Below are 16,198 nucleotides of genomic sequence, written 5' to 3' on the forward strand. Positions count from 1 at the left end.
CTGCCCGCTGTCCGCCCCGAGATCCGCCCGGCGGCCCGCCTGGGCGGGCGGCCGCGGCCCGAAAACTCGGCTGTCAGATCTCGATCGGGCACCGGGCGCACTGATAGAACCTCCTGGCGGGCCGCTTCCCTGGCCCGGTACCGATGGAGACCACCTGAGGAAGGAGTGTCGAACGTGGAGGAGATCGTGGCCCTCTACGCCCATGACGAGGTGCCCGGCCGGGTCGTCGGAACCGCGCCCCGCAGCCTGATGAGGGCGGGGAACCTGCCGCACGCGGCGGTGAAGATCCTCGTCCGAGATGTCGAAGGCCGGGTGTATGTGCATCGTCGCACCGAGACCAAGGACGTCTTTCCGGGCCTGGACGACGCGTGGATCGGAGGAGTGATCACGGCGGGCGAGGAGCCGGACACCGCCGCCGTCCGCGAACTCGCCGAGGAACTCGGCCTGCGCGACCAGGTGCTGCGCCCACTGGCCCAGCAGTGGTACACGGACGCACACACCACCTTTCTGGCATACACCTACGAGACGGTCTACGACCCGGAGGGGCACGGACCGATCGTCCATCAGCAAACGGAGGTGGCCGACGGCTGGTGGCTGCCATGGGACCGGCTGACGGCCCGGATCGCGGAGGACGGCATGCGGTTCGCTCCGGACAGCAGCGAACTCCTGGCCCGCTACGCCACCGCGTCCCGCATGCAGCCCTGACGCCGGGACGGACCCCGGGGCAGGGTCCGGTCAGCTCGGTCGGCGCTGGGGCAGGGTGGCCCGTAGCTCGTTCTCGGTGACCTGCTCGGCGGGGCGGTGGAGCGTCCAGCGGTGGGCCTCGCCGTCCATGGGCAGCACCTCGACGACGGTCTCCAGCGGCGGCCGGCCGACGTCGCCGTAGAAGAGTGGGCGGATTCTGACGGCGGTGTCGTCATCCAGGCCGAGCAGAGCGCGCACTGCATCATTCAGTTCGCGGACGTGCGGGCTCGGCCAGTCCATGTCGAGTGTGCCCCGGACGACTGCCACCAGTGCCCGGTGAAGGCTGCCTGCACCCGCACCGACGCCCGCAGGGTCTCCTTCCTGCCGCGCGATCTCTACGACACCCACTCCGAGTCGCGAACCGAGCAGCAGACCCAGGAATGGCTCCCCCGTTACTCGTTGCGGGCCGCCATCGAGAGCACGATCAGCGAGTTCGTCAACGGCCACGGCATGCGCCAGTGCCGCTACCGAAGCGAAGACAAGGCTCACGTCCAGCACGTCCTGACCGCGATCGCGGTCAACCTCGAACGCATCGACGCTCACCTGCCGCCGGAACCCGCCAGCCCTTCAGGGCTTCCTCGACTGGCAGCACATCCCCCGGCCCCGGCCCTGGCGCGTCGCCACCCACCCCGCAGGCTGAGCTGAGCGTTCTGTCACCGCCTTGCCCCGGCCCCCTGCGGGGTCGGACTCCACGAGCAACCCAACTCTCCCAGGGCTGTCTTGGGAAAATCGCGGTTTCGGCTCAAAGATCACCCGTCAGATCGGTGCCTTTTCAAGATCCCCGACAACGTCAACCACTGACACCGACGCGACGATGTTCCGAAGGCGCCCGCTGGTCCGTACTGCCTGGACTGCTGAAGCCGAGGCACTCCCAGGCGGGTACATCCCGGTAGCCGCCCTACCGGGTACCCCTACGCCCCCGACCAGTCAGTCAAAGCGACCCGCGCAACAAGCAAGATCCAGGCCGGGAGCCTGGGCTCGGGCTCGACATGCGTCGGTTGCCCCGGCTCGGGCCGTCGGCTCGCTGAACGGGACCGCGCAGCGCCCCACGGGCGTGGGTGCCTGCTCCGAAGGGCGGGTGCGGCCAGGGTCATCGGTGGCTCCCGTGCCGGGCGTAGGCGACGCCGCCGACGACGGTCAGCAGTACGGCGACGGTCGTGGAGGTGACGGTGCCGGGTTCCTGGACCATCCAGGTCAGGGCTTGTCCGCCGACGGAGTTCCGGGGTCCCACCGCGACCATGAGGAGGGCCCAGCCGAGCGAGGGGGCCCAGGCCGCGTGGGCGCCGAGAAGCACCGTGGAAAGGGCGGTCAACCCGGTGAGTGCCGCCACTGCCTGTGCCAGGGTGCCGAAGGACACGACCGCGGGCCACCGGCCGGCGATCAGGTGGACGGCGGCGAGCAGGCTGAGGAGGGTTCCGCCGAGCGACGTCAGGTGGACGGTGCGGATCAGTCGCCAGGGGACGGGCGTGCCGCGTTCCAGTTCCTCGTCCGGTCCGGAGAGAGTGCGGGCGATGGGGGCGATACCCAGGAGGACGGCGATCAGAGCGACGGTGCGGGCCGTCGCCGGATCGTCCAGCAGGTAGCCGGCCCAGGTCAGGCCGGCGGCGGCCAGAAAGACCAGGACGGTGGCGGGGACGGCCCGGCTGCGCAGGTGCAGCATGATGCCGCGGGGCTCCCAGGTCATCGGTTCGCTCCTTGCCCGGTGATGACGGACAGCGGGTCTTTGCAGCTCAGTCCGGCCTTACGGCCCTCGCCGATCCGCTGATAGCGCTCTGCTGGGGGCAGCGCGCGCAAGGTGTCGTAGGCGGTGCGGGCCGCGGGGCTCAGCTCGTCCGTGGGGGCGCCCAGGAGCAGTGTGGTGATCGCGTCCGACGCGTCGCTCGCGCGGGTGAGGTCCCGTTCCGTGGAGGCGCAGCTCAGGTCGACGGTGGCGTTCTGGGCCACGACGGCGAGCAGCGCGGCCGGATCCCAGCGGATGCCGCCTGCCTGGGTCCGGTAGGGAAGCTCGACACGGACCGTGCCGAGATGCTTGGCGGGGTCCCCCGGTCTGCGGGTGTCGAGCGTCGAGGTGACCGGATCCTCCTGCACCCGGCGCGGGCCGTCGGGCACCTTGGCATAGGCGCCGAGCACCTTCTGAGCGGGAGTCACGAGGTCGGGCAGGGTATGGGCATGCACCTTGGTGACGCAGATCCGGTGGTCTCCCGGTGCGCACACCAGGGCCGTGGCCTGCGGGTCGGGGACGATCGCGCCCGACGGCGCCAGCAGGGTTGCGACGGCCAGCCCGGCCACGGCGGGTGCCAGGGCCAGCAGCCGAGCCCGCGTGGTGGCCGCGACGGCCAGCAGTACGCCGGTGACGCCCAGGGCGGCGAACCAGATTCCCTGGGCCGCCGTCAGCGAGGGCAGCACCCGGTGGAAGTCGTCCGTCACCGGCAGCGTCGGCAGCACGGTGTCCACCAGCCGATGGGCCTGCCCGCCGCCCCGTCCCTGGCTCACGGTCAGGATCAGGAAGAGCAGTACCGCGCCGAGCGGTGCCGCGACCGGTGCCGCCGCCACCCGTCCGACGCCCAGCCCGAGCAGGGTGACGGCGACCGTGGCGAGCAGTCCGACGGCCAGGCCCAGCGGCCACTGGCCGTCGTCGTAGGTCGCGTGGCCGGTGACCAGCGCCACGGCCCACGCCACCATCGCGGCCACGGCGAGTACGACCGTGCCCGCGATCACCAGGAAGGCGGGCGCCAGCCGGACCGGGACCGGCCGCGGCGTGGCGGCGAACAGTTCGCAGACCTCGGCGCGCCGCTCCCGGCCCCCATGCCAGATCGCGGCGGCGAACGCCACCGGGAGCCCGATCCAGGCGGCCCCGCGCATGGAGTAGACCAGGGATGCCCAACTGGCCGCCCATTCCTGGACGTCCATCCAGAGGAACACACGGGTCAGAGCGGCCAGCACGAGGAACAGTGGCAGGGCGACCGAACGCTTGGCCTCCAGGCGCACCATGCGGAACATCGCAGTCTCCTGTGGTCGAGGGGGATGAGGTCGGGTGGGGGTGTTGGGTGTCGGACGGCGGTCATGCCTCGGCGCTATGCGACGGCCCTGCCCGCCCGATAAAGGCGCAGCAGGGCGGAATAGCCGCGCTCGATCTCGCTGTCGCCCGGGTCGGCGTCGGTTCCCGCGGCACGGAGTTGGTCGATGTGACCCGCGAAGACCGTGCTGCCTTCGTCCATCAGCACGACACTGGCGCAGGCGGCGCCGACGTCCTCGACGAGGTGGGTGGAGACCAGGACGCAGGACTGCGCGCCGATGTCGCGCAGCAGTTCGCGGAACTCCATGCGCTGGGCGGGGTCCAGTCCGACGGTGGGCTCGTCGAGCAGCAGGATGTCGGGGTCGTTGACGATCGCCTGGGCGATGCCGGCCCGGCGCAGCATGCCTCCGGACAAAGACCCCATCCGGTCGTCGGCACGGCCGGTCAGATCGACCCGGTCGATGGCGTACTGCACCGCTTCGGCGGTCCGGTGCCGGGGCACTTCCTTCAGCCAGGCCATGTACTCGACGAACTCGCGCACCGTGAAACGCCGGTAGTGCCCGAAGGCCTGCGGGAGGTAGCCCAGTCGGCGGCGGAGTTCTCGCAGTTCGCCGCGGCTGCGGCAGGCGGTGCCCAGGAGTTCCAGATCGCCGCTGTGCGGGGTCAGGACGGTGGCGAGCGTACGGATCAACGTGGTCTTGCCCGCCCCGTTGGGGCCGAGCAGTCCGTGCACGCCGGTGCCCAGGTTCAGGTCGACCCCGTCGACCGCGGCGCGCCGTCCCCGCCGGACGGTCAGCGCGTGGGCCCGGATGTGATGGGCGTAGAGAGTGGGGGCGATCTCGCTCGCGGTGACGTTTCTGGGCATGGTCATGGCTCCTCGCAGCGGACGTGAAGAGGGGTGTGGGTCGAGGCGGGCGGATTCAGCGCCGGCGGGCCCGCGCCTCACGGGGGTGCAGATAGGCGGTGCGGCACAGGCCCACGGCGACGCTCAGCACCGCGGTCGCGGCCGCCCAGGCCGGGGTGGCGGACTCCTGCAGCCAGGACGGAGGCGCGGTGTCGCCGATGGCGGGGACGATCACGAACAGGGCCCATCCCGTACCCAGTACGGCGGCGGCGCGCGGGACACCCACCACGCTGCCCAGCGCCAGGCAGGCGCAGATCAGCGCGAGGGCCGGCAACAGGGCCATGGCGGGCGCGGCGCCGACCAGCCCGCCGGCGGCCGCCAGGGCCGGGATCACCAGGGTGAGCACGGCCAGGGTCCGCCGCAGGACCAGGCCGAGCCCCGACCTGGCGGTGGTCGCGATCAGTTCGTGCGCCGGGTCGGAATGCGGGCCCCAGCTCAGGGCCACCCCCAGCAGCGGCATCACCGGAGCCAGCAGCTGGGGCAGCGGGGTACGGGCCACTGCGGTCGACAGGACCAGGGCGCTGAGGACGACGAGTACGACCGCCGCCGTCCACGGTCCGAGTGCCGGTGCCGCACACCGTGCCAGTGCGGCCCGCACCCGCCGTCCTCGTCGGCGGCGTACCGGCGTGAGCGTCGCCGACAGGCGGTCGCCGACCTGTGCGATCAGCGCGGTGTCGGCCGGGCAGTGGGTGCGGGAGACCTCACGCACTTCGGCCTGGCAGGCGGCGCACCGCTCCAGGTGGGCCTCCAGCGTCCAGCGTGCCCCGGCGTCGGCACCGGCACCGGCCTGGGCGTCAGGGGCCAGCAGGTAGCTCACCAGCAGCTCGCGAGGGATGTGCGCAGTCATGACAGGGCCTTTCGCATGTCGAGTCGTGCGCGGCGGGCGCGGGTCTTGACCGTGCCCTCGGGGATGCTCAGCAGCACGGCCGTCTCACGGACCGTCAGTCCGTCGAGCACCATCGCGGTCAGTACCTGGTGCAGCTCGGGGGCCAGCCGGTCAAGCGCCGCGCCGAGGTCGCCCCCCACGGCGGCGTCGACGACCTCGTCCTCGACCGAGGGCACCAGGTCGGGAGTGGCGGCGGCCGGCGGGAGAGCGCGGTGTCGGCCGCGTACCCGGAACGCGTCCACGAGCCGACGGGCGGCGATCGTCCACAGCCAGCCGCCGGCTTCCTCCCCGCGCATGCTGTCGGCGAAGGACCCGGCTGCCCGCCACACCGCCATGTACGTCTCCTGGAGTACCTCGGCGATCATCTCGTCGTCCGCGCAGCGCCGACGCAGCCGGGCCGTGAGCCACGGGGCGCTGCGCCGGTACAGCTCGTCGAAGGCCGCGGTGTCTCCTCGGGAGATCCGCCGGACCAGCTGCGCCTCGGTCATCGAGGCCGGTGAACGTCTCACGTCCTGGTCTGACGGGGCGCGTAGGCTCCGGGTTTTCCCCAAGAGAGTGATCCACGTCACATGCGGAGATCACTCGCCCTTTGTAATGGAGGGGCGGCCCGCTCTGGGGCCGGGCAGGAGGGGCCCGCTCTGGAGCCCGTTGCGGCGCGGCGCGCCACGGCGCTCCCCAGCATCGTGCGCGGGGCAACTGCGCTCACGCCCGCCAGAAGCTGGCGGCTGTGTGAGGGCATCCACCCCGTGCTCACCGACGAGGGCGGCGCGATCCTCAACGAGCAGACCAGGCGTTGGGCCTACCTGCCGCCGACCGCGTCGGCCGCGGTGATGCTGCTGCTCGCCTCCACCAGCCAGGAGGAGGCCGCCAGCCAGTACGCCGAGCGGTACGGACGTCGGCACCGGGCAGGCCGCCACCGACGTCCGTACGGTCGCCGAAGCACTGGCCGCCGAGATCCTCGCCCACGACGGGGAAGCGGCGGCCCGGCCGCGCCGTCGCTGGTGGAAGGGGTGGGGTCGTCGTTCCGCCAAGCGCCGTACTTAGAGGTGACGCGGAAAGGGGTGCGGTCATGGTCGGCGGTTCGGGCGTTCGTCCCAGCGGTGAGTCATCCATGCTCGCCGGATTAGGCTGCGCACGGTGATGATCGTGTCCGTGAGGTCGAAGAAGGCGTCGATGACGGTGGCTCGCCGCTCGTAGCAGCGGGCGAGCCGGTGGAAGGCGTTCTGCCATGCATGGGTGCGTTCGACGTGCCAGCGTTGACTGGCCTGCATGGGCGCCTTCTCGCCTTTGTGCGCGATGCGGCCGTGCAGGCCGCGTTCGTCGAGCATCGTGCGGGTCTTGTTCGAGTCGTAGCCGGCGTCCAGGTGGACGGTGACCTCGGCGGGCAACGGACCCAGGTCGTCGAGGTGGTCCAGGGTGGGGGCGAGCAGTGGGGAGTCATGGCAGTTGGCACCGGCCAGAACACGCCCCAGTGGAATGCCGTATCCGTCCGTCATGCCCGAGCGTTTCAAGCCTCGTTTACCCCGATCGACCGGGGAACGCCCGGCCACCTCACCGCCTCCTGGAGCTTTGGTGATGGAGCCGTCTACGGCGATCTGGTCGAGGACGAGACCGACGATCCGGTCGTAGGCGTCGAGCGCGATCTGCTTGAGTCGGGCGAAGACGCCCAGTCGTATCCATTCGTCGCGGCGGCTGCGGATCGTCGTGGCCGAGCAGGTTCTGTCAGCGATCGCCTCGTAAGAACAGCCGAAGCGCAGCAGTTGCAGCATCTTGTCGAAGATGATCCGGTCGCTGATGCGTCGGCGGTGGCAGCCAAGTGGATGGTCCGGGTGGTATTCCGGCCGCTCGGGCAGCAGGATCGCGAATTGGTCCCAGAGCGGCTCGGTCAGCCATGATGGAAGCGCGGGCACAGGTCTCCTCGGTGATCACAGAGCGTCAGCACCTCCACGATCAACGGGGTCTGTGCCCGCTCGGCTACCTGCCTTCCCAACCGCGCCTATTCGCGGGCCGAACAGCGTTGTCAAACTTACGGCTACTTGCGCCATCCACTCCCCTGCCCGCCGTTTCCGGCGCTTCAGCCGGTCGTGTTCCCGACAGGCCCGGCGAATAAAGGTTGTCGACCTGACCACTCGACAACGCGCGTGCCGGCAATGGCTGAGGAACTCTTCCCGCGGAGCCTCTGTGCACGGATGGCGAGAGCTTGGGCATTCAGATGCTGTTGGCGATGCGCTCGTGGTCCCGTTCACCCTCGCGGGTCTGGATACCGGCAGCGAGCAGCTTGTGGGCGAGTTCGGTGACGTCGTCGCCGAACGCCGCGTACAGGCCCTCGTTCTCCACGGCGTACGCCGTGTGAGGAATCGGAGGAGCGATCGCGTCGACCGCGGCCTTGGTGATGGAGATGACCTCCGGTCGCAGGCCGGCGATCCGTCGGGCCAGGGTGCCGACGAATGCATCGAGTTCCCCGGCGGGCAGTGCACGGTTGATCAGGCCGTAGCGTTCCGCGAGTTCCGCGCCCACGAGTTCGGCGCCGAGGATGAGCTCCAGCGCGCGGGCCCGGCCCGCCAGGCGCGTCATGTTCACCGTGCCACCGCCTCCGGGGAGGATCCCCATCAAGGACTCCGGCTGTCCCTGCCCTGACTTGCCGATCGCCGCGAAGCGCATGTCCAGGTACATGAAGAACTCGTTGCCCGCGCCACGCGCGAAACCCGCGAGCTTGCCGATGGTGACCTGCGGCAGGGAGCGGACCTCCTCGCTCAGCGCCTGGAGGATGTTCAGCCCCTTGGGAAGGGTCGCGTCCGGTGCGGCCGCGATCGCGGCGCGGGTGGCTTCGGGCAGCGCGTCCGGGTCGGTGAGGTAGGCCATGTCACCGTGCGCGATGAAGAACTCCGGGTCGGCGCTCTCGAAGACGATGACGCGGACGTCGGCGTCGTCACGCACCCGCGCGATGAACGCCCGCAGGGACGGCAGCAGGAACGCGTCCATCAGGTTGAGCGGCGGGTGATCGATTGTCACCGTCGCGACCCCGTCCGAGACGTCGATCGTCAGGGCGGAGAGGTCGTCGTAGCTCATGGGGTGGCTCCACTTCACATGAAGGCCGGCGCATGATGTGCCGCCGACCGGGCAAGCGTCGCGACTCTCAGCGTCGCAACTGACACTGAGTATCAGATTATGAATCGAGGTGCATAAAAGCAAACGAGTGTGGCGCAGTACACTTGGCTCCATGAGTGCAGCACCCGTCGGTACCCGTGAGATCGGCCGCCACGCGGTACGAGCAGAGCTGGCCCGCGTGGCGTTCAACCGGTTCTGCCTCACCGGTTTCAACCAGGTCACCTTCGCCGACCTCGCCGAGGCCGCCGGAGTGTCGCGGAGCACTTTCCTGCGCTACTTCGGAACCAAGGAGGACGTAGTCCTGTTCGTCTTCGACCCCGTCGGTGACGTCATCACCGACGCGCTCGACGCCGACCGGGTTAACGAGGACGACTGGGACAGGCTGCGCAACGCCCTGGAATCAGCCGTGACATTCCTCGTGCGCGATGTCCAGGAACTCGTGACGATCCTCGGCCTTGTCGACCAGACTCCGGCCCTGTGCGCACGGCTCCGCGAGAAGCAGACTGAATGGCGACCGGAGATCGTCGCCCGGCTGCGGGAGACGGCCTCCTCGGCCGACGGATCACCGGTCATCGCCAACGTGCGCGCAGCAGCAGCACTCGAATGCCTGTGGATCGTCCTCGGGCAGTGGAGTGCGAGCGGCGGCCAAGAAGACCTTGGCAACCTGCTGGACGCTGCGTTCGCCGCCTTCTCGACCCCGGCACGCCCGCAGACGGACGCTCCGCTGTAAAGGGCCGAGGCGGCGGCTTCTCGGCGGTGCCGAAGCGGCCGAAAGGAGTGATCGACCCGGCGGCGCTGATCGCGTCGTTGGAGTCCAGCCCCGGCCGCGAGTGCAAGAGTGGGGTGTCGATCCGGCCGAAAGCGGACGGTGTCTACGCCCAGCCGTGCGGGGCCGCCGAGGCCCCCACAGCACCTATCTGCGCAACCTCTTAGAATCCCGGTAACTTCACTGACTTGCCGCGAGGGCAGCACCACACACCATCAGCTTGACTCTGTCAGGGATCGTGGAATTCCCCGGTGCGCCAGCATGATCAGCGGGCATGCTCGGGGCTGTTTCGCAGGCCAATGCAGTTGCCGAAGTGTCCGGGGCGGGCCTGACCGGGCGGATCGACGGCCTTGTCGGAGAGGTGCCACATCCCAGCCGGCAATCTCCTCAACGTCCTCGAAGACGTCATCGAACAGGCCCAGCAGGCCGTGCACGACATCGCCGAGAACGGCTCATCACCCGAAGGCACCGGCACGACGCTCACCGCGATGCGGGAAGACCGATATCTGCTCTGCTCCGACGGCCTGTCGACCGTCGTGCCGACCCAGGACATCCACCGAGCGCTCTCCGAGATCAGCGAACCCGAACTGGCCGTCCGCGAACTCATCACGCTCACCAACAGCTCCGGCGGCCCCGACAACGTCAGCTGCGACGCCCCTGCTGGCTGGCCTGGCTCCGAGGGTGACCATCACGCTGTTTACAGTCGAGCGGGACGCCGACCGCCGGTCTCTCCACTCAACCTTAGGCGCCAGAGCCGCCACTATGGCGTCCGGCACAGGACGCCGATCAGCGCGTGACGATGCAGAAGGGATGCCCAGCCGGATCCGTGAGGACCCGTGCTCTGTCCCCATGCGGCTGGTGATCCGGCTTTCCCGCACCCAGCTCCAACAGCCGGGTCTCCGCCTCGTCCAGGCTCTCCGCGACTTTGAAGCAGACGTGAAGCTGCTGGGGAACGATCTGGCCAGGCCAATTCGGGGCCCGGTAGTCCTCCACCCGCTGGAAGCCGATGAAGAGTCCGTCCTCACGGTTGAGACCGGCGAACTCGGCGTCCGACTTCGGGTGCGGTTCGAATCCGGTGGCTTGCTGATAGAACGCCGCCAGAGCTAGCGGATCAGGGCAATCGAGCGTTATCGCGACCAATTCCATCTGCAAGGGCATGACACCTCCGAGCCGATCAGTGGACTTCCGTGGTGCACGCCATGGAGGCGGCTGCCTACGGTCGAGCGGGACGGAGAGAGCTCGTTCGTTCCACTCAACCGTAAGCACAGCAGGTCAGAGCCTCACCATGCCAACAGTTATCTGGGACGGGACAGTGACCGACCGGTTCGGCGCCGGCGCTCACCGGCCGGGCAGTTCGGTCCACACAGAGCCCCGCTTGCGGACGGGAGGGGTCGGCACGCTGAGCCCCTTGGCGAGTTGGGACACGAGACGGAAGCGGGCGGTGTGGTACTGGATGGCCACCTTGCCTTTGCCGGTCCGGCACGGGGAGCCCGCGGGGCCGCGCAGGTGGACATCGGACAGTCGCGCGATTCCACACGCTTGAAGTCGTCGTTCACGAGCCCTGACTGTTTCATGAGGGTGTTTCAGACAGGGCGGCCAGGATTCGGAGTGGAGCCGGGAATTCCGGCTGCCAGCCGTGCCGACCGGCAGCAACTGTGGACTGGATCACACTTGAGGTTGACCTTGGGGCAGGGCGGAGGCTCATCGCATCGGCACGACGCCGACCCGGGCACAGCCGATGTGAAGGAGCAACATGTCTACCAACCTTTCTGGCCAGCAGCAGGATCGTCCCGAGTTGCAGAAGGCGATCGAGGAGTTGGTCGAGTCGGGTTTCGTCGGGGTCCAGCTCCGGGTGAACAACGAGCAGGGCGAGTGGGTCGGCAGCGCAGGTGTGCGCGAGCTGGGCCAGAGCGCCAAGCCGCTGACGAACGGGCATTTCCGCATCGGCAGCAGTACCAAGAGCTTCGTCGCCACCTCGGTGCTCATGCTGGTGGCCGAGGGAAAGATCGGTCTGGACGCCCCGGCCGATGACTACCTGCCCGAGTTCGGTCTCGACCGGCGGATCACGGTGCGGATGCTGCTGCAGCACACCAGCGGGATCTTCAACCACACCGGCGAGCTCTACGAGGACGGGACCATCGTGCTGGGGGTCCCCTGGCAGGGCAAGGAGTGGGTGGACAACCGGTTCAAGACCTACCTGCCCGAAGATCTGGTCCGGCTGTCGTTGTCCGGGCCGGCGCGGTTCGCGCCGGGTGAGGGCTGGAGCTACGCCAACACCAACTACGTGCTGGCCCGGCTGGTGGTCGAGAAGGTCACCGGCCATGCGTTCGCAGAGGAGTTGCAGCGGCTGATCCTGGAGCCGCTGGGGATGACCGGCACCGTGGCGCCGGGCGCCTCGTCGGAGATCCCCGAGCCGCACAACCACGGCTACTACCGCTACGAGGACGCTGGGCAGGAGCGGACGGTCGATGTCACCCATCAGAACCCGTCCTGGGTGGGGGCCGGCGGCGACATGATCTCGACCACCAAGGATCTGCACACGTACTTCTCCGCGCTGATGGGCGGCAAGCTCCTGTCGGCTGAGCTGTTGGCCGAGATGCGCACGCCGGAGGCGACGGTCGGCTACGGCCTGGGAGTGTTCGCACTGGAAACGGAGGGCGGCACCGTCTTCCACCACAACGGCGCCACCATGGGCTCGGCGGCACTGATGTACAGCACCCCCGATGGCAGCAAGACCCTGACCTCCGGGCTGACCTGGGTGGACGACGCCGACCTGTCGATAGCACCGGCATTCCAGACCGCCCAGCAGCGTTTCGTCGACACGGTGTTCTGCGGCAAGCTGGGCTGATGAGGAACGGGGTCACGATCGGGCAGGCGGCGGCGTTCGTCGGCGTCACGGTGAAGACAGTGCGGCACTACCACAAGCTAGGACTGGTCATGGAGCCGGAACGTGACAGCTCCGGCTACCGGCGGTACGGATCCGGTGAGCTGCTGCAGCTGGTGCAGGTACGGACGCTGGCCGCCGCAGGCGTGCCGCTGGCCGAGATCGGGCCCATGCTCGACGCCGACGCCGCGCAGTTCGGCGCCGCGCTCACCGACGTCGAGCGGCAGCTCACCGAACGCATCGATGAACTGGTCGCCCGCCGCGACACGCTGCACCGGCTCACCGACGGTGATCGGGCCCTGCTGCCCGACCGCGCCTGCGCGGTCCTGGACCGGATGCCCGGACTCGGCTTCAGCCCCGACTACGTGGCCGCGCAGCGCGAGGCCCTGGTCCTGGCCCGGGCGCTGGTGCCGGACGGCTTCGACGGCTTCCTGACGCAGCTCGAACACGGGCTGGACGACCCCGAGTACATCGACCTGACCAAGCGCGGCTGGGAGGCCGAGACCTGGGAACCGGACGACCCAAGGATCGAGGAACTCGCGGCCGCCATGGCCGACCGCTACCTCGCCAACCCCGCGCTGCTGGGGGATCACGCCAGCCTGCAAGCATGGGCCAAGGCTTCGGCTCAGTACAAGCTGATCAACAACCACCGCGAGGACCAGGCACCAGTCGCGGCCCGGCTGACCGCGCTCACCGAGACCAGGCTCCGCGCTGCGGGCGTACCCGTCCCCCACCGATGAGGTCCTGGAAGTCCTTCACCATGTCTCTGTACGTGATCGGCTGGCGGTGTCGGCCGGGGCGCGGGGGTAGGGCACAGCGGTGGCCGGCCCCAGGTCGAGGCGCTTGTTCATGTCCAGGCGGAAGGTGCCGTGCGGGTTGACGTTGGACCAGAACAGCGCGGTCAGGCCGCGCCAGTCCTCGTGCGTGAGCAGCTGCTCCGACACCCACGCCATCAGGTCGGTCGCCGTGTGGGTCTGCAGTCCGCAGGTGACGTGCAGGGAGCGGGTGCCCTGGTCGGCGGAGACCGCGCGGCACGTACAGGACGTCGCCCGGCCACAGCACCAGGTCCGCGACCGGCTCCGTGGGTGCCTCGCCTGGGTCCTCGATGTCGCGGTACAGCGGGAACGGCCGGGTGGCGCCGTGTGATAACGGTGGAGTCGGGTTATTGAAACTGTCCGAATGCCCTCCCAAGGGTGTGCTCGCAGTGCTACCTTCTGTGCTTGTAAGAAGGGGAGTATCCCTTCGCGGCAGCGTCGTCATCACGGGTCTGAGTAGCTTTCCCCGGCGCTGTCGGTCAGCCCTCGGCGCTGGCGGGAGAGACCTTCAACCGATCAGTCATGTCCTGGTTCGGTTGAAGATCGAGACGCTCCTGCTCAGAGGGAGCCCCTCATCCTTCAGCTGGGCGAGGCTGAAGGGGTTGCTGTGGGCTTCCTTTCCAGCATCGATCCGCTCGTGTTCATTGTTGTCGTTGCCATCGCTCCTGTGATCCGCCTGATCAGCCTTGTGGTCACGTTGCGTGGTACGACTCCCAGCGAACGTCCAGCGATCATTCGTGCACTGGCAGACTTCTTTCGTGTGCTGCCCACGAGGCGCCGATGAAGCCGGGATCAGTCTCGACTTTGCTTGCTGACCTCAGCGGCGTAGGCGGCCCAGTCCCCGGCGGATGCCTTCTGCCATTGGACGGCGACCTTGATGTGGACGCCGAGCATCCGGGCGAGGATCGCAGCCGGGACTTCGGTGGCGAGGGTGAACAGCGCGGTGGAGCGGTCCTGCTTGGGCGGATCCCGATCTTGTGGAGACGGATGCCGATCTGACTGTCGGTGAGAGGGTGGTGGTACGGCGCTGCCAGCGCGGTGGCCTCGCTGGGAGTCGGCAGGATGTGCCAGTGCAGATCGCGGCGGTCCCGCCAGCCAGAAACGTCCCACCCTCTCAAAGAAGTTCTCCACGTCAGCGCCCATCAGGTCCGCGATCACTGTTGCCGGAGTTTCCCACCAACTCCGTTGAACGGACACAGGAGCCGAGCACTCACAGCGCCGTCGGCGGCCTGCACGATCTGTTCGTCCAGGCCAGGCTCCTGGGGTCGGCCGCGCAGGGTGTGGGCGAGGTGGCAGCGGGCTTCGGCGAGCAGGTGCCGACGCTGGAACGCGCCACGCATCACGCACACCACGGCAGTGATATCGACGGCCGCCAGCACGATATCGACCGCCGGCCGCACCCGCGCCCACACCGCCGCGGCCGCCGCCCGCGCCCGTTCCGCCAGCCGGTACACCGTGCATGCGCCGAACGCCCGGATCGCCGACTTCCGCCAGCTGTCGCGCAGCTCGGACAGCGCCCGCGCCCACCTTGCGCTTCGGCGGGCGCGTCCGGTCCGCGGCCAGCCGGTCCAGGGCGTAGGCGGCCCGCTCCCCCGGCGGGTGCCCCCGTACCTCTTCGTAGCCGGCCATGAGGACGGGCAGCGCGTCCGCGATCTACTGACGGCGCCTCGACTGCCAGCCGATGAGCCGCTGGTCGATCCACGGCGATCTCAAGTACCGGCCTCCTGCCGGGCGTCACCTCGCGCGGCTCCCACGGAGCAGCTGTCCGCGATCGGAATGCACTGGACGTAAGCAGCGCCAGACGGACAGCGGAGCCGGGCAGGATGATCCCGCCCGGCCCCACTGCCATCATCACCCGACCCCCGGGCCGGAAGCGTGAGAGCCAGCCGCCCCCCATCCCTCTGCCCCGCAGAAACATGAGTAGTGCTCATGTTAGTCGTTCCGGTGGGATGATGGAAGCGTGAATCACGACCGCACTGCAGGGACGCTGCGTCGGCTGCCGGTCCAGAAGCGCAGCGTCGAACGGTTCGAACGGCTGCTGGATGCCTGCGCCGAACTCCTCGACGAGGTCGGCTATGCCGCGCTGACCACCAAGGAGGTGGCACGCAGAGCCGAGGTGCCCATCGGCACCCTCTACCAGTTCTTCTCCGACAGGGAGGGGCTGATCGGCGCGCTCGCCGCCCGCAATCTGGAGTCCTTTCTGGCGCGGGTCGCGGACCGGCTGGAGCGCGAGGCGCCCGACGGCATCTCGGGCCTCGTGGAGGTGACCGTCGACGAGTTCGTCGCCATGCGCCGGACGATCACCGGGTTCGGCGTGGTCGACTTCGGCGCGGCGGGACAGGACCACGTCCTGGAGCCGAACCGGGACAACAACACCGCGGTCGCCGGATCGCTGCGCGCACTGACCGCCTCCCTGGCCGGTGTGCAGGACAACGCCGAACTTGAGATCACCGTGCGGGTGGCCCTTGAATGCGCGGACGGCGTGCTGCAACTGGCCTTCCGTACCGATCCGCAGGGCGACCCCCAGCTGATCGCCGAGTGCAAACGGGTCCTCAACAGCTATCTGAACGATCGCATCCCGCTCCTGGCGACCAGTCAGCAGACCTAGCGGACGCTCTTGACCTTCCGGACCAGTAGCACACCGAGCGCGGACATGGCCTCGGAGCAGAGAAACAGCGAGTGGTAGCTCCCCGGACTGCCGAGCACGATCGAGTGGGCGGGCGGTGAGGCTGTGCGGGCTGCCGGTGACCCAGGCGCCCATGGTCCGGGCGGGATGCAGCTGGCCGTGGCCGTGCGGGACGCCGTCGCCGAACCGGACGGTCAGCGACGGCGTCCCGAAGTGCAGGTGGCCCTCGACCACGTACTCCTCGCCCCGGGGTCGTCGCCGCCGGGGTCCTCTTCGGGCAGGTCGGCCACGATGACGACGGCCTGCTCCAGGGTCAGCGGCGGGCCCTGGACACCGCCTCGTCGCTGCCTCAGTCGGCTCTACCGTCTCGATCGGGTTGATCGAGCCATTCGTAGGGTTGGGTCGCCCAGGGGTGCTGGGTGTGGCTATCAGTCGGCTGCCGTCTCGTG

19 protein-coding genes and 2 pseudogenes are annotated in these 16,198 nt (G+C 69.2%); 8 read left to right on the top strand and 13 right to left on the bottom strand.

The features are described from left to right. The first annotated feature begins 174 nt into the window (after positions 1-174). Positions 175-705 carry an NUDIX domain-containing protein gene (locus ACFYPJ_RS34625; RefSeq protein ID WP_389025568.1) on the top strand — a complete coding sequence of 177 codons (531 nt, stop codon included), beginning with the start codon at positions 175-177 and terminating at the stop codon, positions 703-705. A 30-nt stretch (positions 706-735) separates the two neighbouring features. Here ACFYPJ_RS34625 and ACFYPJ_RS34630 read toward each other — a convergent pair whose 3' ends face one another. Then, on the bottom strand, positions 736-1,011 hold the full coding sequence (locus ACFYPJ_RS34630; protein ID WP_389025569.1) for a hypothetical protein: 276 nt from the start codon (positions 1,009-1,011) through the stop codon (positions 736-738). 9 nt (positions 1,012-1,020) lie between these two features. Between ACFYPJ_RS34630 and ACFYPJ_RS34635 the strand changes: the two genes are divergently transcribed. After that, positions 1,021-1,389, top strand: a complete 369-nt coding sequence (locus tag ACFYPJ_RS34635) for a transposase (protein ID WP_389025570.1) — start codon at positions 1,021-1,023, stop codon at positions 1,387-1,389. 445 nt (positions 1,390-1,834) lie between these two features. Here ACFYPJ_RS34635 and ACFYPJ_RS34640 read toward each other — a convergent pair whose 3' ends face one another. The 7 genes from ACFYPJ_RS34640 to ACFYPJ_RS34670 all read right to left on the bottom strand — a co-directional run bounded on the left by ACFYPJ_RS34640 (position 1,835) and on the right by ACFYPJ_RS34670 (position 8,619). Beyond that, positions 1,835-2,428 (bottom strand): hypothetical protein, encoded by a 594-nt coding sequence (locus ACFYPJ_RS34640; RefSeq protein WP_389025571.1) that lies wholly within the window; start codon positions 2,426-2,428, stop codon positions 1,835-1,837. After that, a complete protein-coding gene (locus ACFYPJ_RS34645; RefSeq protein WP_389025572.1) occupies positions 2,425-3,744 on the bottom strand; it encodes a hypothetical protein in 1,320 nt (439 codons plus the stop codon). Before ACFYPJ_RS34645 ends, ACFYPJ_RS34640 begins: the two co-directional genes overlap by 4 nt. 74 nt (positions 3,745-3,818) lie before the next feature. Beyond that, complete coding sequence (locus tag ACFYPJ_RS34650) at positions 3,819-4,625, bottom strand: ATP-binding cassette domain-containing protein (protein ID WP_389025587.1); 807 nt, start codon at positions 4,623-4,625, stop codon at positions 3,819-3,821. Positions 4,626-4,680: 55 nt separating this feature from the next. Next, positions 4,681-5,511, bottom strand: coding sequence for a zf-HC2 domain-containing protein (locus ACFYPJ_RS34655; RefSeq protein ID WP_389025573.1), 831 nt, complete (start codon positions 5,509-5,511; stop codon positions 4,681-4,683). After that, a complete protein-coding gene (locus ACFYPJ_RS34660; RefSeq protein ID WP_389025574.1) occupies positions 5,508-6,038 on the bottom strand; it encodes an RNA polymerase sigma factor in 531 nt (176 codons plus the stop codon). Before ACFYPJ_RS34660 ends, ACFYPJ_RS34655 begins: the two co-directional genes overlap by 4 nt. 579 nt (positions 6,039-6,617) lie before the next feature. After that, on the bottom strand, positions 6,618-7,460 hold the full coding sequence (locus tag ACFYPJ_RS34665) for an IS5 family transposase (protein WP_389025575.1): 843 nt from the start codon (positions 7,458-7,460) through the stop codon (positions 6,618-6,620). Between the two features lie 298 nt (positions 7,461-7,758). After that, positions 7,759-8,619: an enoyl-CoA hydratase/isomerase family protein gene (locus ACFYPJ_RS34670; RefSeq protein ID WP_389025576.1), complete on the bottom strand. Its 861-nt coding sequence runs from the start codon at positions 8,617-8,619 to the stop codon at positions 7,759-7,761. 151 nt (positions 8,620-8,770) lie between these two features. Between ACFYPJ_RS34670 and ACFYPJ_RS34675 the strand changes: the two genes are divergently transcribed. Both ACFYPJ_RS34675 and ACFYPJ_RS34680 read left to right on the top strand, forming a co-directional pair. After that, positions 8,771-9,388, top strand: coding sequence for a TetR/AcrR family transcriptional regulator (locus ACFYPJ_RS34675; RefSeq protein WP_389025577.1), 618 nt, complete (start codon positions 8,771-8,773; stop codon positions 9,386-9,388). A 386-nt stretch (positions 9,389-9,774) separates the two neighbouring features. Further along, positions 9,775-10,221 carry a PP2C family protein-serine/threonine phosphatase gene (locus ACFYPJ_RS34680; protein ID WP_389025578.1) on the top strand — a complete coding sequence of 149 codons (447 nt, stop codon included), beginning with the start codon at positions 9,775-9,777 and terminating at the stop codon, positions 10,219-10,221. On the opposite strand, the gene ACFYPJ_RS34685 is transcribed toward ACFYPJ_RS34680, so the two are convergent. Next, positions 10,211-10,582, bottom strand: a complete 372-nt coding sequence (locus tag ACFYPJ_RS34685; RefSeq protein ID WP_389025579.1) for a VOC family protein — start codon at positions 10,580-10,582, stop codon at positions 10,211-10,213. The two genes, ACFYPJ_RS34680 and ACFYPJ_RS34685, sit on opposite strands and share 11 nt — an antisense overlap. 180 nt (positions 10,583-10,762) lie before the next feature. Continuing rightward, positions 10,763-10,885, bottom strand: coding sequence for a hypothetical protein (locus ACFYPJ_RS34690; RefSeq protein WP_389025580.1), 123 nt, complete (start codon positions 10,883-10,885; stop codon positions 10,763-10,765). Positions 10,886-11,177: 292 nt separating this feature from the next. Here ACFYPJ_RS34690 and ACFYPJ_RS34695 point away from each other — a divergent pair, with 292 nt between their 5' ends. Together ACFYPJ_RS34695 and ACFYPJ_RS34700 are read left to right on the top strand one after the other, a co-directional pair. Continuing rightward, positions 11,178-12,272, top strand: a complete 1,095-nt coding sequence (locus ACFYPJ_RS34695; protein WP_389025581.1) for a serine hydrolase domain-containing protein — start codon at positions 11,178-11,180, stop codon at positions 12,270-12,272. After that, positions 12,272-13,048, top strand: coding sequence for a MerR family transcriptional regulator (locus tag ACFYPJ_RS34700; protein WP_389025582.1), 777 nt, complete (start codon positions 12,272-12,274; stop codon positions 13,046-13,048). The genes ACFYPJ_RS34695 and ACFYPJ_RS34700 overlap by 1 nt, the downstream gene beginning before the upstream one ends. A gap of 15 nt (positions 13,049-13,063) precedes the next feature. On the opposite strand, the gene ACFYPJ_RS34705 is transcribed toward ACFYPJ_RS34700, so the two are convergent. Then, positions 13,064-13,252, bottom strand: coding sequence for a hypothetical protein (locus ACFYPJ_RS34705; RefSeq protein ID WP_389025588.1), 189 nt, complete (start codon positions 13,250-13,252; stop codon positions 13,064-13,066). Between the two features lie 103 nt (positions 13,253-13,355). Beyond that, positions 13,356-13,568, bottom strand: a pseudogene (locus ACFYPJ_RS34710) (hypothetical protein); the annotation flags it as partial. Positions 13,569-13,730: 162 nt separating this feature from the next. On the opposite strand from ACFYPJ_RS34710, the gene ACFYPJ_RS34715 reads away from it, so the two are divergent. Next, a complete protein-coding gene (locus ACFYPJ_RS34715) occupies positions 13,731-13,907 on the top strand; it encodes a hypothetical protein (RefSeq protein ID WP_389025583.1) in 177 nt (58 codons plus the stop codon). Between the two features lie 439 nt (positions 13,908-14,346). Here ACFYPJ_RS34715 and ACFYPJ_RS34720 read toward each other — a convergent pair. After that, a pseudogene (locus ACFYPJ_RS34720) lies at positions 14,347-14,882 on the bottom strand (relaxase domain-containing protein); the annotation flags it as partial. Between the two features lie 201 nt (positions 14,883-15,083). On the opposite strand from ACFYPJ_RS34720, the gene ACFYPJ_RS34725 reads away from it, so the two are divergent. Beyond that, positions 15,084-15,731, top strand: a complete 648-nt coding sequence (locus tag ACFYPJ_RS34725) for a TetR family transcriptional regulator (protein WP_389025584.1) — start codon at positions 15,084-15,086, stop codon at positions 15,729-15,731. The last annotated feature ends 467 nt before the right edge of the window (positions 15,732-16,198 follow it).

The sequence above is a fragment of the Streptomyces sp. NPDC006012 genome (genome assembly GCF_042871185.1).
GTDB lineage: Bacteria > Actinomycetota > Actinomycetes > Streptomycetales > Streptomycetaceae > Streptomyces.